The following is an 18,574-nucleotide window of genomic DNA, read 5'->3' on the forward strand; positions in this document are numbered from 1 at the left end:
GAGATGATGGCGGACGCCTGCACGACGCTGCGCTATCGCAGCCCGGCGGCCGAATGGACCGACGCGCTGCCGCTGGGCAACGGGCGCCTCGGTGCGATGTGCTTCGGTGGCGTCGGGCTGGATCGCTTCCAGCTCAACGAGAACACCTGCTGGAGCGGCTCGCCGGCCACCGCCGCCGGAAGCCGCCGCGTCACCGACGGCCCGGGCCTGGTCGCGGCGGCTCGAGAAGCCCTCGCGCGTGACGATGTGCGCGCCGCCGAGGAGTCCCTGCGCGGGCTGCAAGGCGGCAACAGTCAGGCGTTCCAGCCTCTGGCCGACCTGTGGATCGCCCAGCCACCGGACACCGAGCCGACCGTGTATCAGCGGCATCTCGACATGCGCACGGCCGTGGTGTCGCACACCTACAGCGGCCCGGCCGGCCGGGTCAGCCAGGAGGCCTGGATCGGCCCGGACGCACTGATCGTCCGCCGCCGCATGGCGAACCCGTCACCGTTACGCCTGCGCCTGACCTCACCCCATCCGACCGCCACCGTCGACCTCTCTCCCGCGTCGGGCGGTGGGCAACCGGCCGGGGCCGTAGGGCACGACTTTCCTGCGCCGGGTGGTGGGCTACCGGCCGGGGCCGTGGGGCGCGACTCTCCCGCGCCGGGCGGTGGGCTACTGGCCGGGGCCATGGGGCGCGACTCTCTCGCGTCGGGCGGTGGGCAACCGGCCGGGGCCGTAGGGCATGACCTCGTGATGACCGTACGGATGCCGTCGAACGTCCCGCCCGTCCCGGCACCGGTCGAATACGGGCCGGAGGCCGTCACGGCGCTCGTCGGGTTGCGGGTGCTCGGCGGTGGCCAGGTCCAGCACATCGGCGACGAACTGGTCGTCGACGGGGGCGACGAGATCGTCCTGATCGTCGCGGCCGTAACCGATTACGTGGACCCGCTCTCCCCGCCCCACGGCAAAGACCTTTCCCGTACGCTGCGAGCCCGCCTCGACGCCGTGGCCACTGCTCTCGCCCGGGAGGGCGGATACACCGCGCTCCGCGCCGCCCACGAGCGCGAGCACCGACGGCTGTTCTCCCGCGCGGGCCTGCGACTCGGTTCCCAGGAGGCCCGCCTCGACACCGCCGACCGGCTGCGCGCGCACGCGGCGGGGGAGAGCGATCCGGCCCTGGCCGCGTTGCAATTCCAGTACGGCCGCTACCTGCTCATCTCGTCGTCCCGCCCCGGCGGCCTCCCCGCGGGCCTGCAGGGCCTGTGGAACGAACACGTGCGCCCACCGTGGAACGCCAACTACACCACCAACATCAACCTGGAGATGAACTACTGGCCCGCGCTCGTCACCGGCCTGCCCGAGTGCCACCAGCCGCTGCTCGACTGGTTGCGGCACGCCGAGATCCGTGGCCATGAAGTGGCCCGCGAGCTCTACGGCCTCCCCGGCTGGACGATGCATCACAACTCCGACGCGTGGTGCTTCGCCCTCCCGGCCGGGGTGGGCCACGACGAGCCGTGCTGGTCGTTCTGGCCCCTGGCCGCGGTCTGGCTGACCCGCCACGCCGCCGAGCACCACGCCTGCACCGGCGACGACTCCTACCTGCCGCTGCTGCGCGGCGCCGCCGAGTTCGCCCTGGCCTGGCTGACCGAACTCGGCGACGGCACCCTCGGCACATCACCGTCCACATCCCCCGAGAACGAATACATCGCCCCCGACGGGAAACCCGCCGCGGTGAGCACCTCGACCACGGCCGACCTGGCCCTGATCCGAGATCTGCTCACCCACGTCACCGGTGACACCGCGGCCAGGGCGGAGAACGTCACCGGTGACATCGCGGCGAGGACGGAGAACATCACCGGTGACATCGCGGCCAGGGCGGAGAAAGCGCTGCTCCGCATCCCCGCCGAGCGGACCACGGCCGACGGCCACCTCGCCGAGTGGGTCACCGATGTCATCGACGCGGAACCCGGGCACCGGCACACCTCGCACCTCTTCGGCGTCTTCCCCGGCGCCACGATCACCCCGGACCGCACGCCCGGCCTGGCCGCCGCGGCCCGCCGATCGCTCGACGCCCGCGGCCTCGAATCCACCGGCTGGTCCCTGGCCTGGCGCATCGCCCTGCGCGCCCGTCTCCGCGATCCCGCGGGCGCCTACGCCGCCGTGCACCGGTTCCTGCAGGCGGCTGAGGACAGCGCCGGCGTCTACCGGAACCTGTTCTGCGCTCACCCGCCGTTCCAGATCGACGGAAACTTCGGCTTCACGGCCGGCGTCGCCGAGATGCTGCTGCAGTCCCACGACAGCGAGATCCACCTGCTGCCGGCCCTGCCCGCCGAGTGGGCCGAGGGAGCCTTCGCCGGTCTGCGCGCCCGGGGCCGTGTCACCGTTGACATGACGTGGTCACTGGGCGCTCCCACCGACGTCCAGCTCCGCAGCGACACGGACCGGACCGCAACCGTCCGATTCGGCGACCACCGCACCCGGATCGACCTCCGTGCGGGCGTCACCACAGCGCTCCCCACGTCATGGTGATGCGCGTCGACGCTCATCACCATGTCTGGGATCTCGCCGTCCGGGATCAGCCCTGGACGGCCGGTCTGCCCGCGCTGCGCCGCACGTTCACCTTTGACGACCTGGTCCCCGCGCTCGACCGGAACGCCATCGACGGGACGATCCTCGTCCAGACAATGACTGTTCCGGTAGCCACCTCGGCGAACGACGACGGCGAGACCTCGGAGATGCTGGCGCTGGCTCGCACCCGGCCGCGCATTCTCGGGGTGGTCGGCTGGGCTGACCTGACCACCGTCACGCCGGACAGCTTCCCGCGCGATCCCCTCCTCGTCGGGATCCGGCATCAGGTGCAGTCCGAACCCGACCCGCGCTGGTTGCTCCGTCCCGACGTGCAGCGTGGGCTGGCCGCCGTCGCCGAGGCCGGTCTCGTCTACGACCTCGTCGTCACCGCCGGACAATTACCCGTGGTCGCCGAGACGGTGGCGCGACTTCCGCGGCTGCGTTTCGTGCTCGATCACGCCGGCAAACCGCCGATCGCGAGTGGCCGCCTCGATCCGTGGCGCGCCCACCTCACCGCGATCGCGCGCCACCCCAACGTCGCCTGCAAACTCTCCGGCCTGGTCACCGAGGCCGGTCCCGGTCTCGAGACCATTTTCCCGTACGCCCGTCACGTGCTCGACACCTTCGGCCCGGACCGGGTGATGTTCGGCTCCGACTGGCCCGTTCTGCGGCTGCGCACCGACTACGACGGCGTGGTGACCCTGGCCGGCCGGTGGACCGCCGGCCTGACCGCTCCGGAACGGGCCGCAGTCTTCGGAGGGACAGCCGTCCGCTGGTACCGACTGAAGCAAAGAGAGTGACCCGAACGGGTTACCCCACACCGTTCCTGCCCGAACTGTCCGAAATGCGTGGTTTTCTCCTTGCGCAAGCGTTATGTCGAGAGGGGAAAGATCATGAATCGCGTAACTCGTATGCTCGCGATCGCCGGCCTCGGTCTGGGCGCCGCGGTTGCCGTCGGTGCTGGTCCGGCTCAGGCCGCCACCGCCGCCGGTTCCGCGCAGGGCACCACGTCCAGCGTCTCGACTCAGGCTCGCGGCTACTGGGACGACGACGAGGTCGTCGGCTACTTCCAGTCGCGGCGCGAGTGCGAGCGGGTCGGTCGCATCGGCGAGTGGCGCGACCGTTGGGACGACTACGACTGCGACCGCGTTCGGGGCGGCTGGGGTCGTGGGGCCTGGGTCCTGACGGTCGACAGCTGGAACGACCGCTGGGACAACAGCAACTGGTACGGCGGCTGGTACAACAGCTACCGCGGTGGCGACTACCGCGGCGCGTGGACGCACTGGTTCCGCGGTCGCTGATCAACGGAGCGGGCCGTGCCTCGGCACGGCCCGCTCTCCGTTTCCCCGCGTCAGAACGGTGTCAACGAGCTCTCGGTGAACGCGTCGGCCAACGGCCCGCCCGTACGCCGGAGTGAAGCGATCGCCCGGCTGGCCCGGCTCTTCACCGTGCCGGTCGAGCAGCCGAGCTGGGCCGCGATCTCCTGCTCGGACAGCCCGGCCCAATAGCGCAGCACCAGCACGACCCGCTGCGCCGCCGGCAGTTCCCGCAGCGCGGCCAGCACCACCGCGGCGGTGTCGGTCGCCGCGTACGCATCGCCGGCCGCGGCCCGCTCGGGTGGAGCCTCAGCCGGGATCTCCCGTTTCCACAACCGCCGCGCGGATCGCCAGGCCGCCCGCGTCATGACCCGCCGCGTGTACGCCTCCGGATCGCCCTCGCCGTGCAGCCGCCGCCACGCCCGGTACGTCTTGACGAGCGCTTCCTGGGCCAGATCTTCGCCGTGCCCGCGGTCGCCGGTCAGCAGCACGCCGTAGCGGACCAGCGCCGGATAGCGGGCGGTGACGAACTCGCCAAAGCCGTCCTCGCTCACCTGGCCCCCAGCCCGAAGAGCTTCTTCAGTTCCCGTACGGCGTTGTCGTCGAAGCGTACGCGCCCGCCCGCGGCCGACACCGCCTCCGGGCAGGAATCGCCGAGCGTGACCACCACCGAGATCTGTTCCTGCCCGGCGGGGATCTCCTTGGGTTCGTCCGGCGAGGTCGACGGATGGAAGACGAACCGGTCCAGTTCGAGCCGCAGAGCCGGCTGCTCCGGGCTCGCGCAGGCCTTGCCGTTTGGAACGGTGGTCTTGTGCTCGCGTAGGAGCCGGAGGACCGACCCGATCGTCTTCTGATCCTTGATCTCGCGGCGGCCCGCCCGGGAGGTCGTCCCGGTCGAGTCCGGCACGGTCAACGTCGCCGTCGTCACGGTGCCGGGCAGTGCGAGAACTCCCGCGTGGGCGGGGTGGGTGGTCATGGTCTCGACCAGCCGTTCCGACGTGGGCCCGTCGACCCGCAGCGTCACAGTGACCTTCGACCACGGCAGCACGACGGTGTTCCAGTAGCTGTAGGACTCTCCGCGGCCGGGTGCCGTCTCCTCGGAGTCGAAGCGGGACATCAGCCAGGCCGGTTCACCGCCGGGCAGGGTGAGCGAGATCGGCGCGGAGAGGACGTCGGCCGTGCCCACCCCGCCCATGTCCGTCACGCCCGCGGGCGGGAACGGCACGCGCTGCTCGGTGCGCACCTCGATTCCGGCGATCCCGCACCCGCCGGAATCCGGGGTCACGATCAGAACGATCTTGTCCTTCTCCGAGCACGGGATGCGGCCCGGGGCGTCCTCGACGACCTTCCAGCCCGGCGGGACCGGCAGCCGCAGCGCACCCACGACCACTGCGCCGTCGACCACCCGCACCGGGGACGAGGGCCGTTCCGGAGCAGCGGGTTCGATCGGCGGGCCGCTGCCCAAAGAGCCGGCCACGGCGACGCCGCCGAGCGCCACGGCGAGCGTTGTCACCGCAGCGGCCAGGACCGTCCGGCGGCGCCGCGACCGTTTGCGCCGGACGACCGCCGCGACCGGGTCGGGCGTGGCCGGTTCGACTCCGGACACCGCGTCGTCCAGCAATCGCCTGAGATGCTGCGTCATCGCGTTCCCCCGTGTCCGTCGCGGTGTTGACCGGCCGCCGATGCAGAGACCGGTCACCAAAGATCGGCCATCAAAGACCGGTCACCACTGCAAAGGCATCGGGGAGACGTCCGGTTCCGTCCGGACGCGAAGATTTATCCGCGAGGCGGCGCGGTCGACGCCCGTACGACCAGGGAAGGCGCCAGCAGCACCGAGCGCGGGTGCCGTTCCGGGTCGTCGAGCGTGTCGAGCAGCAGCCGGGCCGCCTCGACGCCGATCTCGTAGTGGGGGATGGCCACCGTGGTCAGCGGCGGGCGCATCTTGTCGAGGAACGGCATCTCGTTGAAGCCGATCACGCTCATGTCGTCGGGGCAGGTCATGCCGCGCTCGGCGAACACGTCGTAGCAGCCGAGCGCGATCAGGTCGTTGCCCGCCACGACGGCGGTGAACTTCGCACCCGAGTCGAGCAGCCGCCGCAGCGCCTGGGCGCCCTCGGACTCGCTCCAGTAGCCGCACTCGACGGTCAGGGCCGGGTCGTCGCCCAGCCCGTTGTCGATCATGGCGTGCCGGAACGCGCGGGCCCGGGCCACGCCGGTCGAGGTCTGCTGCGGGCCGGCCAGATGGGCGATCCGGGTGTGCCCGAGCGCGGCCAGGTGGGCCACGGCGAGCGCGATGCCGGTGTCGTCGTCCGCGGCCACCGACGGCAGTTCGATCCCGTCGACCCGGCGGTTGATCAGCACCATGCGGACGCCGTGCTGCTGGAGCCGGACGAGCAGCGGGTGCTCGCGGCGGGCGGTGGCGACGATCAGCCCCTCGACCTGGCGCGAGCGCAGCGACTCGATCTGCGTCTCCTCGCGACCGGGGTCGTTGTCGGTGTTCACGATCCACGCGTTGTAGCCCGCGGGAGTGAGCACGTCTTCGATGCCGCGCACGATCGGCGGGAACAGCGGGTTGGTCAGATCGGGGATTACCAGTCCGACCGTGCTGCTGCGGGAGGTCTTGAGGCTGCGCGCGATCGGGTTGGGCTGATAGCCGATCGACTCGGCCGCCTTGAGCACCTTGCGGGCAGTGTCCGCGTTGACCAGCGGGCGGGTCTGCGGGTTGAGCGCGCGGGACGCGGTCGCGGGGTGCACGCCCGCGAGCTGCGCGACGTCGCGGAGCGTCGGGGCCGTCATCCTGACCACTCTAGGCTCTGTCATAACGGCCTCCAGCGTGCCCTCGCCAAGGTGGCGAGGAGTCCGAGCGGGATGGTGACCAGTCCGAGGCACACATAGGCCACCTCGTAGCGGCCCGCCTCGGCGGCGCCCGCGAAGATCGCCGCCGAGGCGGCACTGCCGGCGAACAAGCAGCCGGCGAACAACGACACGACCGTGGCCCGGGCGGCCGGGAGCACCTGGGTGGCCCAGGTCTGCAGTGACGAGTGCATGGCCGCCCACGCAAGTCCGATCAGTACGGCCACGGCGCCGGCCACCCAGGCCCGCTGGGACACCGCCGCCACACCGCACGCCGCGGCGGCCGCGACCGCCCCGATCGCGATCAGCCGCCAGGCCGGCCACCGTCGCGACAGGATCCCGGTCAGCCGGGCCCCGACCAGCACCGCGACCCCGTACACGGCGGTCACCGCCCCGGCCAGCGCGGCGCTGACCCCGGTCGACTCGACGGCCGCGGGCAGCAGAGTCAGGGCGCCGAGCAGGATGCCGCCCTCGACGAACGCGAGGAAGAGCAGCAGCAGAGCCCACGGCGCGCGGAGGAGCCGGCCGAACTGGGCCAGTGGACCCTCGGGCGGACGGCTCCGGGCCGGTTCGGGCAGGGCGCGCAGCAGGAAGGCGAGGGTGAGCGCGCAGACCGAGGAGGCGAGGAACGCGGCCCGCCAGCTCACCGCGACCGCCAGCAGGCCGGCGCCGGCCGAGGCCAGGGCGGTGCCGAGCGCGACGCCGACCATGAGGTTGGTGACCTCGGTCTGGCGCCGCTCGGCGGGCACGGTGTCGCCGACGTAGATCAGGCTGGCCGGGACCGCGGCGCTCATCGCCGCCCCGGTCAGCGCCCGGGCCACGCCGAGCTGGCCGAGCGTGGTCACGGCGGCCGAGCCCGCGGCGGCCACCCCGGCGGCGAGCAGAGTCAGGCGCAGGGTGCGGACCCGGCCCAGACGGTCGGACACGACACCCCAGACCGGCTGCATGATCCCGTACGCGAGGAAGTAGACCCCGGCCGTCTGCACCACCGCCGACAGGGGCACCCCGAGGGCCCCCGCCATCACGATCAGCATGGGCGGCATGGTGAAGCGGTCCATCGTGCTGACGAACGTGGTGGCCTGGAGCAGCCGGACCGGCCGGATCACCGAAGGGCCGCGGCGAGCGGGTCGCCCTCGAGGGCCGGGCCGAACCGGCGGCGCAGCCCGACCAGCGTCTCGAGGGCGGGCCGGTCGACCTGGCCGTCGGGCACGAGCCCTTCGGCCGGGTCGCGCAGCCGCTCGAGATAGCGGACGGCGAGCTTCTCGGTGAGGCCGAGCGCGTCCACGGCGGCCGCGACGACCAGGTAGCCGTGCCGGCCGGCGACGATCTCGGCCGCCGTCGTGGTGAGCGCCTCGCCCAGACCGGCGACCGGCTCGGGATCCAGTGCGGCGAGGACGGTGCCGAGATACGGGCCGCAGACTTCCGTCGTACGGGAAAGAGGTTTGAATCCGGCTGCCTCGGCGTGCAGCTCGTTGCCGGCGTTGAGCATGGTGGCGTCGCATTCGCCGGCGAGCAGGGCCTTGAGCCGGTTGGGGGTGGATCCGAGTGGGACGATCTCGTAGTCGTCGCGGGTGAACCCGAGCGACTCGGCCAGGGCGTACATGGCGAAGGCGAAGCCCGAACCGGGAACGTCGACCGCGAGGCGGGCTTGTTTTTTCAAGGAGCCGTAGAGCGCCAGGCCCATGCCGCGGTCGATCGCCGCCACCATCGAGACCGGCGCGTTGACGCCGAGCGGGTTGACCGGGCTGTAGCGGTAGGCGAGGACGTTGTCGGGGCTGGTCAGCACCGCGTCGTAACCGCCGTCGAGCAGCGTGCGGAACTGGGCCGGCGAGGAGGGCACCAGCGTCTCGGTCACCTCGGCGGGCAGACGGCCGAGCCGCCGGGCGACGCGCAGCAGCACGGACGGGGTGAACGAGCCGAGTGTGATCGATGTCGCCATGCCCGGTAGTGAACCGCACTCGATTGCAGTCACACAAGACTTGATTTACCTGCAACTCTCCGCACCATTGACACGGATGTAACACCGTGGTCATCATCACAACGCAAACGATTGCGGCCCGGCTCACCCCCTCCTGGAGGGCCCCGATGATCGAAAAGTCCGTCTCCCGACGATCCGTCCTTGCTGCCTCTCTCGCCGCCGCGCTCAGCGTCTCGCTGGCCGCCTGCGGTTCCCGTCCGTCCGAGAAGGCTGCCTCCGAAACCGACAAGCCCCTGGTCATCGGCATCTCGCTGCCGCTGACGGGCGACTTCTCCCAGCCCGGCACCGAGGCCAAGCGTGGCTACGAGGTGTGGGCCGACCAGATCAACAAGGCCGGCGGCCTGCTCGGCCGCCAGGTCCAGCTCAAGATCGTGGACGACGCCAGCAACCAGGACACGGTGGTCAGCGACTACACCAAGCTGATCACGCAGGACAAGGTCGACCTGGTGCTGGGCACGTTCTCGTCGCTGCTCAACTACGCGGCCTCGGCCGTCGCCGAGAAGAACCGGATGGTGTTCGTCGAGCCCGCCGGTGGCGCGCCGAACATGTTCACCCGCAACTTCAAGTATCTGTTCTTCGCCCAGCCGGCCACCGCGCCGCACCAGGCCGACGTGTTCGTCGAGTGGATCCAGTCGCTGCCCGCCGATCAGAGACCCAAGACGGCGGCCTACCCGATCCAGGACGACCCGTTCGCGGCGCCGGTCATCGAGAGCATGAAGAAGCAGCTCGAGGCGATCGGCGTGCAGACCGTCTACACCGAGACGTACCCGGCCGACACCACGAACTTCCAGTCGGTGGCCCAGCAGATGGCGGCCAAGAAGCCCGACCTGATCGCCCAGGGCGCGGTGTTCGAGGACGGCGTCGGCCTGATCCGGTCGCTCAAGCAGCTGCAGTACTCGCCGAAGATCATGTTCCAGACGTCCGCCCCCAGCAACGCCGGTCAGTACAGCGACGGTGTCGGCGTGGGCAGCACCGAGGGCGTCTTCTACACGGTCAGCTGGCACCAGGACGCCAAGACCGAGAAGAACGCCGAGTTCGTGGCCGACTACAAGGCCAAGTTCTCCAACGCCGACCCGGCCGAGGACGCGGCGGACGCGTACGCGGCGGCCGAGGTGCTCGAAGCCGGCGTCGCCGCGGTCGGTGCCATCGACCAGACCAAGATCGCCGACTGGCTGCACGCCAACCAGGTGACCACCATCCTCGGCCCGCTCAGCTGGGAAGCCACCGGCGAGCCGAAGGGCAAGTTCCTGCTCGGACAGTGGCAGAGCGGCAAGGCCCAGGTGGTCGCGCCGGCCGAGGCGGCGACCACGCAGACCGTCGTCAACCCCAAGCCCGACTGGAAGTGAGCTGTTCATGGCCCAGTTCGTCCAGGCGCTCGCGCTCGGTGTCCTGATCGGTGGCATCTATGCGCTGATGGCCAGTGGCCTGACGCTCATCTTCGGGGTGCTGCGGATCGTCAACATCGCGCAAGGGGCGTTTCTCATCCTGGTCGCGACGTTCACCTGGTGGCTGTGGCGGGCGACCGGGCTCGACCCGATCCTCGCCTCGGTCGTCACCGCCCCGCTGATGTTCGGCCTCGGCTGGCTGATGCACCGGTTCGTGATCAGCCGGATCCGCGGGCAGGCGGCCTCGATGTCGGTGCTCCTGACCTTCGGCATCGCCCTGGTCATCGAGGGCGTGCTGAACATCGTGACCGGCAACCGGTTCCGGTCGGCGACCCCGTCGTATTTCGAGGAGAGCTTCCGGGTGGGCGACATCCTGCTCCCCAAGGCCCAGGTGTACGGATTCCTCGCCGCCATGGTCGTGCTGGGCGGGCTGTATCTGGTGCTCACCCGCACCTGGACGGGCCGGGCCATCCGTGCCACCTCGCAGAACCCGTCGGCCGCGGCCCTGGTGGGCATCGGCGCGACGGCCACCGCCGCTCTGGCGTTCGCGCTCGGCAGCGCGAGCGCCGGGGTGGGCGGGTCGATCCTCTCGGTGCTCTACCCGTTCTTCCCGGCGTCGCACTACGACTGGATCTCCCGGCTGCTCGGCATCGTCGTGCTGGGCGGCATGGGCAGCCTGCCCGGCGCCCTGTGCGGAGCTCTGATTCTCGGCCTGGCCGAGACCTTAACCGCCACGTACGGGTCGCTGCAGTGGTCCACGCTGGTCTTCTACCTCGTGATCATGGTCGTGCTGCTGGCCCGCCCGCAGGGGTTGTTCGGCGCCCGGCTCCGAGAGGACGCGGTATGACTCTGATCCGCCGCATACCGAGGCAGCACCTGGTCGCCGGCATCGTCCTGCTGGCCCTGATCCTCTATCCGGTCATCAACCCGTGGCAGCCGTACCCGCAAGGCGTTCTGCTGATCGCGTTCCTGCTGGCCATCCAGGCCTCCGGGTGGAACATCATTTCCGGGTACGCCGGATACATCTCCCTCGGCCACAGCATGTTCCTGGGCCTGGGGTCGTACACGGCGGCCATCATCGCTCTGCACACCGGCGTCAACCCGCTGTGGGTCGCCCCGCTCGGCGGCGTCACCGCCGTGGTCGTCGCGGTGGTGTTCGGGTCGGTGGTGTTGCGTACCCGTGGTCACGCCTTCGTCATCATCACCATTGCGCTGCTGCTGTCGGCGCAGATCGTGGCGACCAACTGGGACGGCCTGACCAACGGCTCCGACGGCATCACGCTCGAGCTGCCGTTCTGGAGCAGCGACTTCCAGAACATCCCGTTCTACTACGCGTTCCTGATCCTGCTCGTACTCGCGGTGCTGTTCAGCGCCTGGATCGCCCGCACCAAGTTCGGCACCGGGCTGATCGCCATCCGCGAGGACGAGGGCAAGGCCGCCTCGATCGGCGTCAACACGACCGTTTTCAAGATCATGGCGTACGGGGCCAGCAGCTTCTTCATCGGCGTGGCCGGCGGTGTCTACGCGTACTACCAGACCTTCCTCAACCCGGTCGGGTCGTTCGCCATCCTGGGCAGCGTCCTGATCGTGCTGTCGGCCCTGGTCGGCGGGCGCGGCACCCTGTACGGGCCGGTGCTCGGCGCGTTCATCGTCTCGCTGATCAACGAGGCGGCCACCGTGTACGGCGGCAGCACCCAGTCCCGGGTCCTGATCCTGGGGCTGATCCTGGTCGCGGTCGTGCTCTTCCTGCCGGCCGGGCTGCTGCCGACCTTCATCGGGATGTATCGGCGCCGGCACCCGGTCGAGACGGAGTACACGGACCAGGAGGGGGCTTTGAAGTCGGCGGCGATCGTTCGTGATCGGCTTCCCTCGTCTCCGGTTTCCTCTGCTCCTCTGCTCGAGGTGCGTGGCGTCACCAAGCGGTTCGGCGGCCTGACCGCGGTCGACAACGCCGACCTGACCGTCGAACGTGGGTCGATCACGGCGCTGATCGGACCCAACGGATCCGGCAAGACCACCCTGTTCAACCTGATCACCGGCAACATGCAGGCCGACTCGGGCACGATCACGTTCAACGGCAAGCGGATCGAGAAGCTGGCGCCCTGGACCCGCGGGCACCTCGGACTCGGGCGCACCTTCCAGGTGACCCGGCTCTTCAAGGACATGACGGTGCTGCAGAACGTGGTCGCACCCCTGCCCGACGGGCGGCTGCGGACCATGCTGGCCGACGCGGTCAGCGGCCACGAGGCGGCCCGGGCGCGGGAGTTGCTCGGCATCGTCGGGCTGGCGCGCTTCGCGGATCAGAAGGCGGGCGATCTCTCGTACGGGCAACAGAAGCTCGTCGAACTCGCGCAGGTACTGATGCTCTCGCCCGAGCTGATCCTGCTCGACGAACCGGCCGGTGGCGTCAACCCGTCACTGCTCGGCCGGCTGACCGGGGTGATCCGCGAACTGAACCAGGCCGGCGTCTCGTTCCTGGTCGTCGAGCACAACATCCCGCTCGTGCTCGACCTGTGCGACCCGGTGCACGTGTTCGCCCGCGGCTCGTGCATCGCCTCCGGGCCACCCGGGCAGATCCGCGAGGACCCGGTGGTGCTGGACGCGTACCTCGGCGACGACTGGAGGCCGCAGGATGCTCACGCTTAAGGACGTCACGGCCGGCTACGGCAACGGCGGGAACGTGCTGCAGGGCGTCGACCTGCACTGCCCCGACAACACGGTCACCTGCATCGTCGGGCCCAACGGCGCCGGCAAGTCGACCGTGCTGCGGGTCATCAGCGGGCTGCTCAAATGCCGTACGGGATCGATCGAAATGACCGGGACCAGGCTCGACTCGCTGGCCCCGGACCGGATCCTGGCCCACGGCATCACCCAGGTGCCGCAGTCGCAGGCGCTGTTCCCGGGCATGACCGTCCGGGAGAACGTGATGCTCGGCGGCTACCTGATCCGGCGCGACCGCAAGCTGCTGGCCTCCCGCTACGCCTCGATCGTGGAGCGCATCCCGATCGTCGCCGAACGGTCCGGTGACCCGGCCGGCAACCTGTCCGGCGGTCAGCGGCGCATGGTCGAGATCGCCCGCTGCCTGATGCTCGACCCGAAGCTGCTGCTGCTCGACGAGCCGTCGCTCGGCCTCGACCCGCGCAGCCTGGCCGGCGTGGCCACGCTGATCCAGAGCCTGAACGCCGGCGGTACGACCGTGCTGCTGGTCGAGCAGAACGTCCGGCTCGGTCTCGGCCTGGCCACCCATGGCGTGGTCATGGAGGGCGGCAAGGTCCGCCTCACCGGCACCGCCGCCGAAGTCCGTGATCACCCCGAAATGGCGTCCCTTTATCTCGGTGGTTCAGCCCCAGCACAGTCCCAGAGGAGTAACTAGATGTCGGACAACCTCACCGTCGGCTGGATCGGCGCGGGCCGCATGGGTTCCTCCATGGTGTCCCGGCTCGACCGGGCGGGTTACGCGCCCGCCGTCTGGAACCGGACCCGGTCCAAGGCCGAGGACACCGGCTGCGCCGTCGTCGACTCCATCGCCGACCTCCGCTCGCGCGACATCGTGTTCACGATGGTCTCGACCCCGGCCGACCTCGAACAGGTGCTGCTCGGCGACGGTGGCCTGCTCGCCGACCCGGCATCGGTGCCGCGGATCCTGGTCGACTGCTCGACCGTCTCGACCGAGTCGTCCGAGCGGGTGCGGGCCGAGTGCCTGACCCGCGGCGTGGCCTTCCTGGCCGCGCCGGTCAGCGGCAACGGCAAGGTGGCCGCGGCGGGCAAACTGTCGATCGCCGCCTCCGGTCCGCTCGACACCTTCGAGCAGGTGCAGCCCCTGCTCGCGACCATCGGCAAGTCGGTGACCTATGTGGGCGAGGGCGACGTGGCCCGGCTCGTGAAGATCTGCCACAACCTGATGCTCGGCGTCGTCACCCAGTGCATGGCCGAGATCACCGTGCTGGCCGAGAAGGGCGGCGTCTCCCGGGCGGCCTTCCTCGAGTTCCTCAACGACAGCGTGATGGGCTCGGTCTTCACCCGCTACAAGTCACCGGCCTTCGTGCACCTCGACTACACGCCGACGTTCACGCCGCTGCTGCTGCGCAAGGATTTCGACCTCGGCCTGGCCGTCGGGCACGAGCTCGACGTGCCGATGCCCCTGGCCGCGCTGACCGCCCAGCTGGTGCAGCAGACCGTCTCCAGCGGCCGGGTCACCGAGGACTTCGCGATCCTGCTCGACCAGGCCGCGGCCGCCGCCGGCATGACCCTCAAGCCCGAGGACACGCCGGTCGACGACGGGCTCTCCGCATGAGCCGGCCCATCCCCGCCCCGGGGCACATGGCGGTCGACTACGAGGAGCGCCTCGACTTCGACCGGCTGCGACGCTACCGGCTCGAGCGCGCGCAGAAGGCCCTGGCCGGCTCCGAGTGCGGCGCGTTCCTGCTGTTCGACTTCTACAACATCCGCTACACCACCCAGACGTGGATCGGCGGAGCCCTCGGCGACAAGATGACCCGCTACGCGCTGCTCACCCGCTCGGGCGGTCCGACGCTGTGGGACTTCGGGTCGGCCGCCCGGCACCACAAGCTGTACGCGCCGTGGCTCGACGACGCCGACTGCCGCGCGGGCATGCTGGGGATGCGCGGCGCGATCGCCCCGTCGGCCGGGCTCATGGAATCCGCCGTACGGGAAATCAAAGGGATGCTCTCCGACGCCGGGCTCCTCGATCACCCGGTCGGCGTGGACATCGTCGAGCCGGCGTTCCTGTTCGAGATGCAGCGGCAGGGCCTCAAGGTCGTGGACTGCCAGCAGCTCATGCTCGACGCCCGGCTGATCAAGTCGCCGGACGAGATCATCCTGCTCAACCAGGCGGCGGCCATGGTCGACGGCGTCTACCAGGACATCGTCGAGGTGCTCAAGCCCGGGATCCGCGAGAACGAGATCGTGGCCATGGCCAACAAGCGCCTGTACGAGATGGGGTCCGACCAGGTCGAGGCGATCAACGCGGTCAGCGGGGAACGCTGCAACCCGCACCCGCACAACTTCTCGGACCGCATCATCCGGCCCGGCGACCAGGCGTTCTTCGACATCATCCACTCGTTCAACGGCTACCGGACGTGCTACTACCGCACCCTCGGAGTGGGCCGGTCGACGGCGTCGCAACGGGCCGCCTATGCGAAGGCGCGCGAGTGGATGGACGCGGCGATCGCCACTGTGCGCCCCGGGGTGGGCACCGACGAGATCGCGGCTGTGTGGCCCAAGGCGACGGATTTCGGTTTCGAGAACGAGATGGCCGCGTTTGGCCTGCAGTTCGGGCACGGGCTGGGCCTCGGCTTGCACGAGCGCCCCATCATCTCGCGCCTCAACAGCATGACCGCCCCGGTGGAGCTGCAGGTCGGCATGGTCTTCGCCCTGGAAACCTATTGCCCCGCCGACGACGGTTTCTCGGCCGCCCGCATCGAGGAGGAGGTGGTCGTCACCGCCGACGGCCCGCGCATCCTGACCCTCTTCCCCGCCGAAGATCTCGTCGTCGCCAATCCTTATTAGGAGCGTTGCTCGTGGAAACCGATCTCTTCATCGGCGGCAAGTGGGTGCCGGCTGCCTCCCGCTTCGACGTTCTCGACCCGTCGACCGGCGACGTGATCGCGTCGGTCGCCGACGGCACAGTCGAGAGCGCGATCGCTGCCGTCGACGCTGCCGCCGCGGCCGCCGCGGAGTGGGCGGCCCAACCGCCGCGGGTGCGGTCCGAGATCCTGCGGACGGCGTTCACGCTGATGACCGACCGCGCCGAGGAACTGGCCAAGTTGATCAGTCTGGAGAACGGCAAGGCCCTCGTGGACGCTCGCGGCGAGGTGGCGTACGCGGCCGAATTCTTCCGCTGGTACGCCGAGGAGGCCGTGCGGGCCAACGGCTCGATCGCGACGGCCCCCTCCGGCGCGAATCGGATCCTGGTCACGCGGCAGCCGGTCGGGGTGTGTGTGCTGGTCACGCCATGGAACTTCCCGGCCGCGATGGCCACCCGCAAGATCGGTCCGGCGCTGGCGGCCGGGTGCACGGTGGTGCTCAAGCCGGCCAGCGACACGCCCCTGACCGCGCTGGCCATGGCGGCCATTCTCGCCGAGGCCGGCGTGCCCGACGGTGTCGTCAACGTCCTGCCGTCACGCAGCTCGGGCAAGGTGGTCTCGGCCATGTTGCATGATTCCCGCGTACGCAAGGTGTCCTTCACCGGTTCCACCGAGGTGGGCCGGATCCTGCTGGCCCAGGCGGCCGACAACGTGGTGAACACGTCGATGGAGCTCGGCGGCAACGCGCCGTTCGTGGTGTTCGGCGACGCCGATCTGGATGCGGCGATCGAGGGCGCGATGATCGCCAAGATGCGCAACGGGGGAGAGGCCTGTACGGCCGCGAACCGTTTCTACGTCGAGGCGTCGGTGGCGTCCGAGTTCGCGTCGCGGCTCGCCGCTCGCATGTCGGCGCTGCGGGTCGGGCCCGGTACGGCTGAGGACACGCAGGTCGGTCCGCTGGTCAACGAGGACACGGTGGCCAAGGTCGACTCGCTCGTGCAGGGCGCACTCTCCGGCGGTGCGACGGCCACCACCGGCGGATCGCGTCCGTCCGGCGCCGGGTTCTTCTACCCGCCGACGGTGCTGACCGGGGTCGCGCCCGACTCGCCGATCCTGCGCGAGGAGATCTTCGGGCCGGTGGCGCCGATCGTCACCTTCGAGTCGGAGGCCGAGGCGGTCGCGATGGCCAACGACACCGAGTACGGCCTCGTCGCGTACGTCTACACCACCGACCTGGCCCGCGGCCTGCGGGTGAGCGAGGCCCTCGAAGCCGGCATGGTCGGCCTGAACCGTGGGCTGGTCAGCGATCCCGCCGCCCCGTTCGGCGGCGTCAAGCAGAGCGGCATCGGGCGCGAAGGCGGGCACGAGGGGATGCTCGACTACCTCGAGTCCAAGTACATCGCCACCAACTGGTAACCCGCCCCCTGATCGTTGAGCCCGGTGCCCGCTCCCGCACCGGGCTCAACGCCCTTCGCGGCTGTGGCAGGGCTCAGGTGTCGCGGTTGATCGCGGCGATGATCGCCTCGGTGGTCAGGGGCAGGTCGCGGACCCGGACGTCGATGGCGGCGGCCACGGCATTGGCGATTGCGGCGGCGGTCGGACCCTGAGCGGCCTCGCCGGCACCGAGCGACGGCTCCGCGCTGTCGATCACGGTGACATCGATCGCCGGCGTCTGCGAGAACCGCAGGATCGGATAGGACTCCCAGGTATCGCTGGTCACCTGCCGTCGGTCGAAGCGGACCCGCTCGACCAGCGTCCAGCTCGCCGACTGCGTGGCGCCGCCCTCGATCTGGTTGCGGACCCCGTCCGGGTTGACGACCAGCCCGACGTCGACCGCGATGTGCAGCCGCCGCACCCGGACCTCGGTCTCGGCCTCCACCTCGGCCACGACCGCGCAGTAGGCGCCACGGCCCTTGTACCGGGCGTATCCCAGCCCCAGCCCGACCCCGTCGTCCCGTGGCCGGCCCCAGCCCGCGGCCTCGGCCGCAGTCTCGAGCACCCGCCGCCCACGTGGATCGCTCAGGTGCGCGAGCCGGAACTCCAGCGGATCACGACCGGCCGCGGCGGACGCCTCGTCCAGGAACGACTCGATGGCGAACACGTTGAGATAGGCGCCCAGCCCGCGCATGGCCGAGCTGCGGATCGGCGACTCGATCAGGCGATGCCCGGTGATCCGGCGGCGCGGCAGGTCGTAGCCCGGCAACGCGTTCCTGGTGCTCCCGGCCCCGGCCGCAGCCGGCGGATCGACGGCCGCCGGATAGATCGCCGGCGGATCCAGCAGCGTCGCCGACAACAGCCCCGGAACGCCCGCATAACCCGGGCGAGCCGTGTGCCCCTGGCTGTACACGTCGTACTCCCACGACGACAGCAGGCCCTCGGGCGACAGGGTCGCGGCGACGTCGGCCGTCATCGCCGACCCGAACGGCGCCCAGGCCAGTTCGTCCTGGCGGCTCCACAACACCTGCACGGGCGTGCCGGGCACGGCGCGAGCCAGCAGCACCGCATCGAACGCGGCGTCGTCGGCCGCGTTGTGCCCGTAGCAGCCCGCGTTCTCGGCGTGCTCGACCCGCACCGCCTCCGCCTCGAGCCCGAGTGCCCCCGCGATGGCCCGCGCCAGCGGAAACACCCCCTGACTGTGCGACCACACGTCGACCCGTCCCGGCCCGCGCCAGACGGCGATGCCGCAGCTGGGTGCCATTGAGGCGTGCGCCACGAACGGCCGGCTGTAGGTCGCCCGCACCACCCGCCCGGCCGGCGGATCCTCGCCGTCGTCGGCCACGGTGATCGTCTCGTGCGGCCCGGTGCGCAGGAACTTGTCGAGCTCGTCCTCCGCCGGCAACGAGTCGTGCTCGGCCCACCGCGCCGCCTTGCGCACCAGCTCGGCCGCCCGCACCACGACGGCCTCGTCCGGCCCCACAACCCCGAGAAAACTTCCTTCCCGTA

Annotated in this window: 16 protein-coding genes; 10 read left to right on the forward strand and 6 right to left on the reverse strand. The window is 70.6% G+C overall.

The features are described 5' to 3' along the window. Positions 1–3: 3 nt before the first annotated feature. The 3 genes from KOI35_RS43150 (at position 4) to KOI35_RS43160 (ending at position 3,854) form a co-directional block, all read left to right on the forward strand. Entirely contained in the window at positions 4–2,514 is a 2,511-nt protein-coding gene (locus KOI35_RS43150) for a glycosyl hydrolase family 95 catalytic domain-containing protein (protein WP_246614755.1), read from the forward strand. After that, positions 2,514–3,353, forward strand: a complete 840-nt coding sequence (locus KOI35_RS43155) for an amidohydrolase family protein (RefSeq protein WP_215795545.1) — start codon at positions 2,514–2,516, stop codon at positions 3,351–3,353. The genes KOI35_RS43150 and KOI35_RS43155 overlap by 1 nt, the downstream gene beginning before the upstream one ends. Positions 3,354–3,464: 111 nt before the next feature. Further along, the gene (locus KOI35_RS43160; RefSeq protein ID WP_215795546.1) at positions 3,465–3,854 is read left to right on the forward strand and encodes a hypothetical protein; all 390 of its coding nucleotides are present in this window, start codon (positions 3,465–3,467) and stop codon (positions 3,852–3,854) included. Between the two features lie 50 nt (positions 3,855–3,904). Here KOI35_RS43160 and KOI35_RS43165 read toward each other — a convergent pair whose 3' ends face one another. The 5 genes from KOI35_RS43165 to KOI35_RS43185 form a co-directional block, all read right to left on the reverse strand. Next, positions 3,905–4,423 (reverse strand): SigE family RNA polymerase sigma factor, encoded by a 519-nt coding sequence (locus tag KOI35_RS43165; protein ID WP_215795547.1) that lies wholly within the window; start codon positions 4,421–4,423, stop codon positions 3,905–3,907. Beyond that, entirely contained in the window at positions 4,420–5,511 is a 1,092-nt protein-coding gene (locus KOI35_RS43170; protein ID WP_215795548.1) for a hypothetical protein, read from the reverse strand. Before KOI35_RS43170 ends, KOI35_RS43165 begins: the two co-directional genes overlap by 4 nt. A 134-nt stretch (positions 5,512–5,645) precedes the next feature. After that, positions 5,646–6,665 carry a LacI family DNA-binding transcriptional regulator gene (locus tag KOI35_RS43175; protein WP_215795549.1) on the reverse strand — a complete coding sequence of 340 codons (1,020 nt, stop codon included), beginning with the start codon at positions 6,663–6,665 and terminating at the stop codon, positions 5,646–5,648. A gap of 20 nt (positions 6,666–6,685) precedes the next feature. Next, positions 6,686–7,828, reverse strand: coding sequence for an MFS transporter (locus tag KOI35_RS43180; RefSeq protein WP_215795550.1), 1,143 nt, complete (start codon positions 7,826–7,828; stop codon positions 6,686–6,688). Then, positions 7,825–8,661, reverse strand: coding sequence for a substrate-binding domain-containing protein (locus tag KOI35_RS43185; protein WP_215795551.1), 837 nt, complete (start codon positions 8,659–8,661; stop codon positions 7,825–7,827). Before KOI35_RS43185 ends, KOI35_RS43180 begins: the two co-directional genes overlap by 4 nt. 146 nt (positions 8,662–8,807) lie before the next feature. On the opposite strand from KOI35_RS43185, the gene KOI35_RS43190 reads away from it, so the two are divergent. Genes KOI35_RS43190 through KOI35_RS43220 form a run of 7 tightly spaced genes read left to right on the forward strand, consistent with a single transcriptional unit; the run spans position 8,808 to position 17,047 of the window. Beyond that, the gene (locus KOI35_RS43190) at positions 8,808–10,046 is read left to right on the forward strand and encodes an amino acid ABC transporter substrate-binding protein (RefSeq protein WP_215795552.1); all 1,239 of its coding nucleotides are present in this window, start codon (positions 8,808–8,810) and stop codon (positions 10,044–10,046) included. A 7-nt stretch (positions 10,047–10,053) separates the two neighbouring features. Next, positions 10,054–10,932 (forward strand): branched-chain amino acid ABC transporter permease, encoded by an 879-nt coding sequence (locus KOI35_RS43195; protein ID WP_215795553.1) that lies wholly within the window; start codon positions 10,054–10,056, stop codon positions 10,930–10,932. Then, complete coding sequence (locus KOI35_RS43200; RefSeq protein WP_246614732.1) at positions 10,929–12,731, forward strand: branched-chain amino acid ABC transporter ATP-binding protein/permease; 1,803 nt, start codon at positions 10,929–10,931, stop codon at positions 12,729–12,731. Before KOI35_RS43195 ends, KOI35_RS43200 begins: the two co-directional genes overlap by 4 nt. After that, complete coding sequence (locus tag KOI35_RS43205) at positions 12,718–13,458, forward strand: ABC transporter ATP-binding protein (RefSeq protein WP_215795554.1); 741 nt, start codon at positions 12,718–12,720, stop codon at positions 13,456–13,458. Before KOI35_RS43200 ends, KOI35_RS43205 begins: the two co-directional genes overlap by 14 nt. After that, positions 13,459–14,379, forward strand: coding sequence for an NAD(P)-dependent oxidoreductase (locus tag KOI35_RS43210; protein ID WP_215795555.1), 921 nt, complete (start codon positions 13,459–13,461; stop codon positions 14,377–14,379). Further along, positions 14,376–15,614, forward strand: coding sequence for a M24 family metallopeptidase (locus KOI35_RS43215; protein WP_215795556.1), 1,239 nt, complete (start codon positions 14,376–14,378; stop codon positions 15,612–15,614). The genes KOI35_RS43210 and KOI35_RS43215 overlap by 4 nt, the downstream gene beginning before the upstream one ends. 11 nt (positions 15,615–15,625) lie before the next feature. Then, positions 15,626–17,047 carry an NAD-dependent succinate-semialdehyde dehydrogenase gene (locus KOI35_RS43220; protein WP_215795557.1) on the forward strand — a complete coding sequence of 474 codons (1,422 nt, stop codon included), beginning with the start codon at positions 15,626–15,628 and terminating at the stop codon, positions 17,045–17,047. 73 nt (positions 17,048–17,120) lie between these two features. On the opposite strand, the gene KOI35_RS43225 is transcribed toward KOI35_RS43220, so the two are convergent. Beyond that, positions 17,121–18,548 carry a molybdopterin cofactor-binding domain-containing protein gene (locus KOI35_RS43225; protein WP_215795558.1) on the reverse strand — a complete coding sequence of 476 codons (1,428 nt, stop codon included), beginning with the start codon at positions 18,546–18,548 and terminating at the stop codon, positions 17,121–17,123. Between the last annotated feature and the right edge of the window lie 26 nt (positions 18,549–18,574).

The organism is Paractinoplanes bogorensis (assembly GCF_018829635.1).
GTDB lineage: Bacteria > Actinomycetota > Actinomycetes > Mycobacteriales > Micromonosporaceae > Actinoplanes > Actinoplanes bogorensis.

Bases quoted from the DNA above. Each gene is read 5' to 3' on its own strand.
- KOI35_RS43205 (WP_215795554.1), top strand. From the start codon at position 12,718: ATGCTCACGCTTAAGGACGTCACGGCCGGCTACGGCAACGGCGGGAAC.
- KOI35_RS43150 (WP_246614755.1), top strand. From the start codon at position 4: ATGATGGCGGACGCCTGCACGACGCTGCGCTATCGCAGCCCGGCGGCC.
- KOI35_RS43210 (WP_215795555.1), top strand. From the start codon at position 13,459: ATGTCGGACAACCTCACCGTCGGCTGGATCGGCGCGGGCCGCATGGGT.
- KOI35_RS43185 (WP_215795551.1), bottom strand. From the start codon at position 8,661: ATGGCGACATCGATCACACTCGGCTCGTTCACCCCGTCCGTGCTGCTG.
- KOI35_RS43175 (WP_215795549.1), bottom strand. From the start codon at position 6,665: ATGACGGCCCCGACGCTCCGCGACGTCGCGCAGCTCGCGGGCGTGCAC.
- KOI35_RS43155 (WP_215795545.1), top strand. From the start codon at position 2,514: ATGCGCGTCGACGCTCATCACCATGTCTGGGATCTCGCCGTCCGGGAT.
- KOI35_RS43200 (WP_246614732.1), top strand. From the start codon at position 10,929: ATGACTCTGATCCGCCGCATACCGAGGCAGCACCTGGTCGCCGGCATC.
- KOI35_RS43190 (WP_215795552.1), top strand. From the start codon at position 8,808: ATGATCGAAAAGTCCGTCTCCCGACGATCCGTCCTTGCTGCCTCTCTC.
- KOI35_RS43215 (WP_215795556.1), top strand. From the start codon at position 14,376: ATGAGCCGGCCCATCCCCGCCCCGGGGCACATGGCGGTCGACTACGAG.
- KOI35_RS43170 (WP_215795548.1), bottom strand. From the start codon at position 5,511: ATGACGCAGCATCTCAGGCGATTGCTGGACGACGCGGTGTCCGGAGTC.
- KOI35_RS43160 (WP_215795546.1), top strand. From the start codon at position 3,465: ATGCTCGCGATCGCCGGCCTCGGTCTGGGCGCCGCGGTTGCCGTCGGT.
- KOI35_RS43195 (WP_215795553.1), top strand. From the start codon at position 10,054: ATGGCCCAGTTCGTCCAGGCGCTCGCGCTCGGTGTCCTGATCGGTGGC.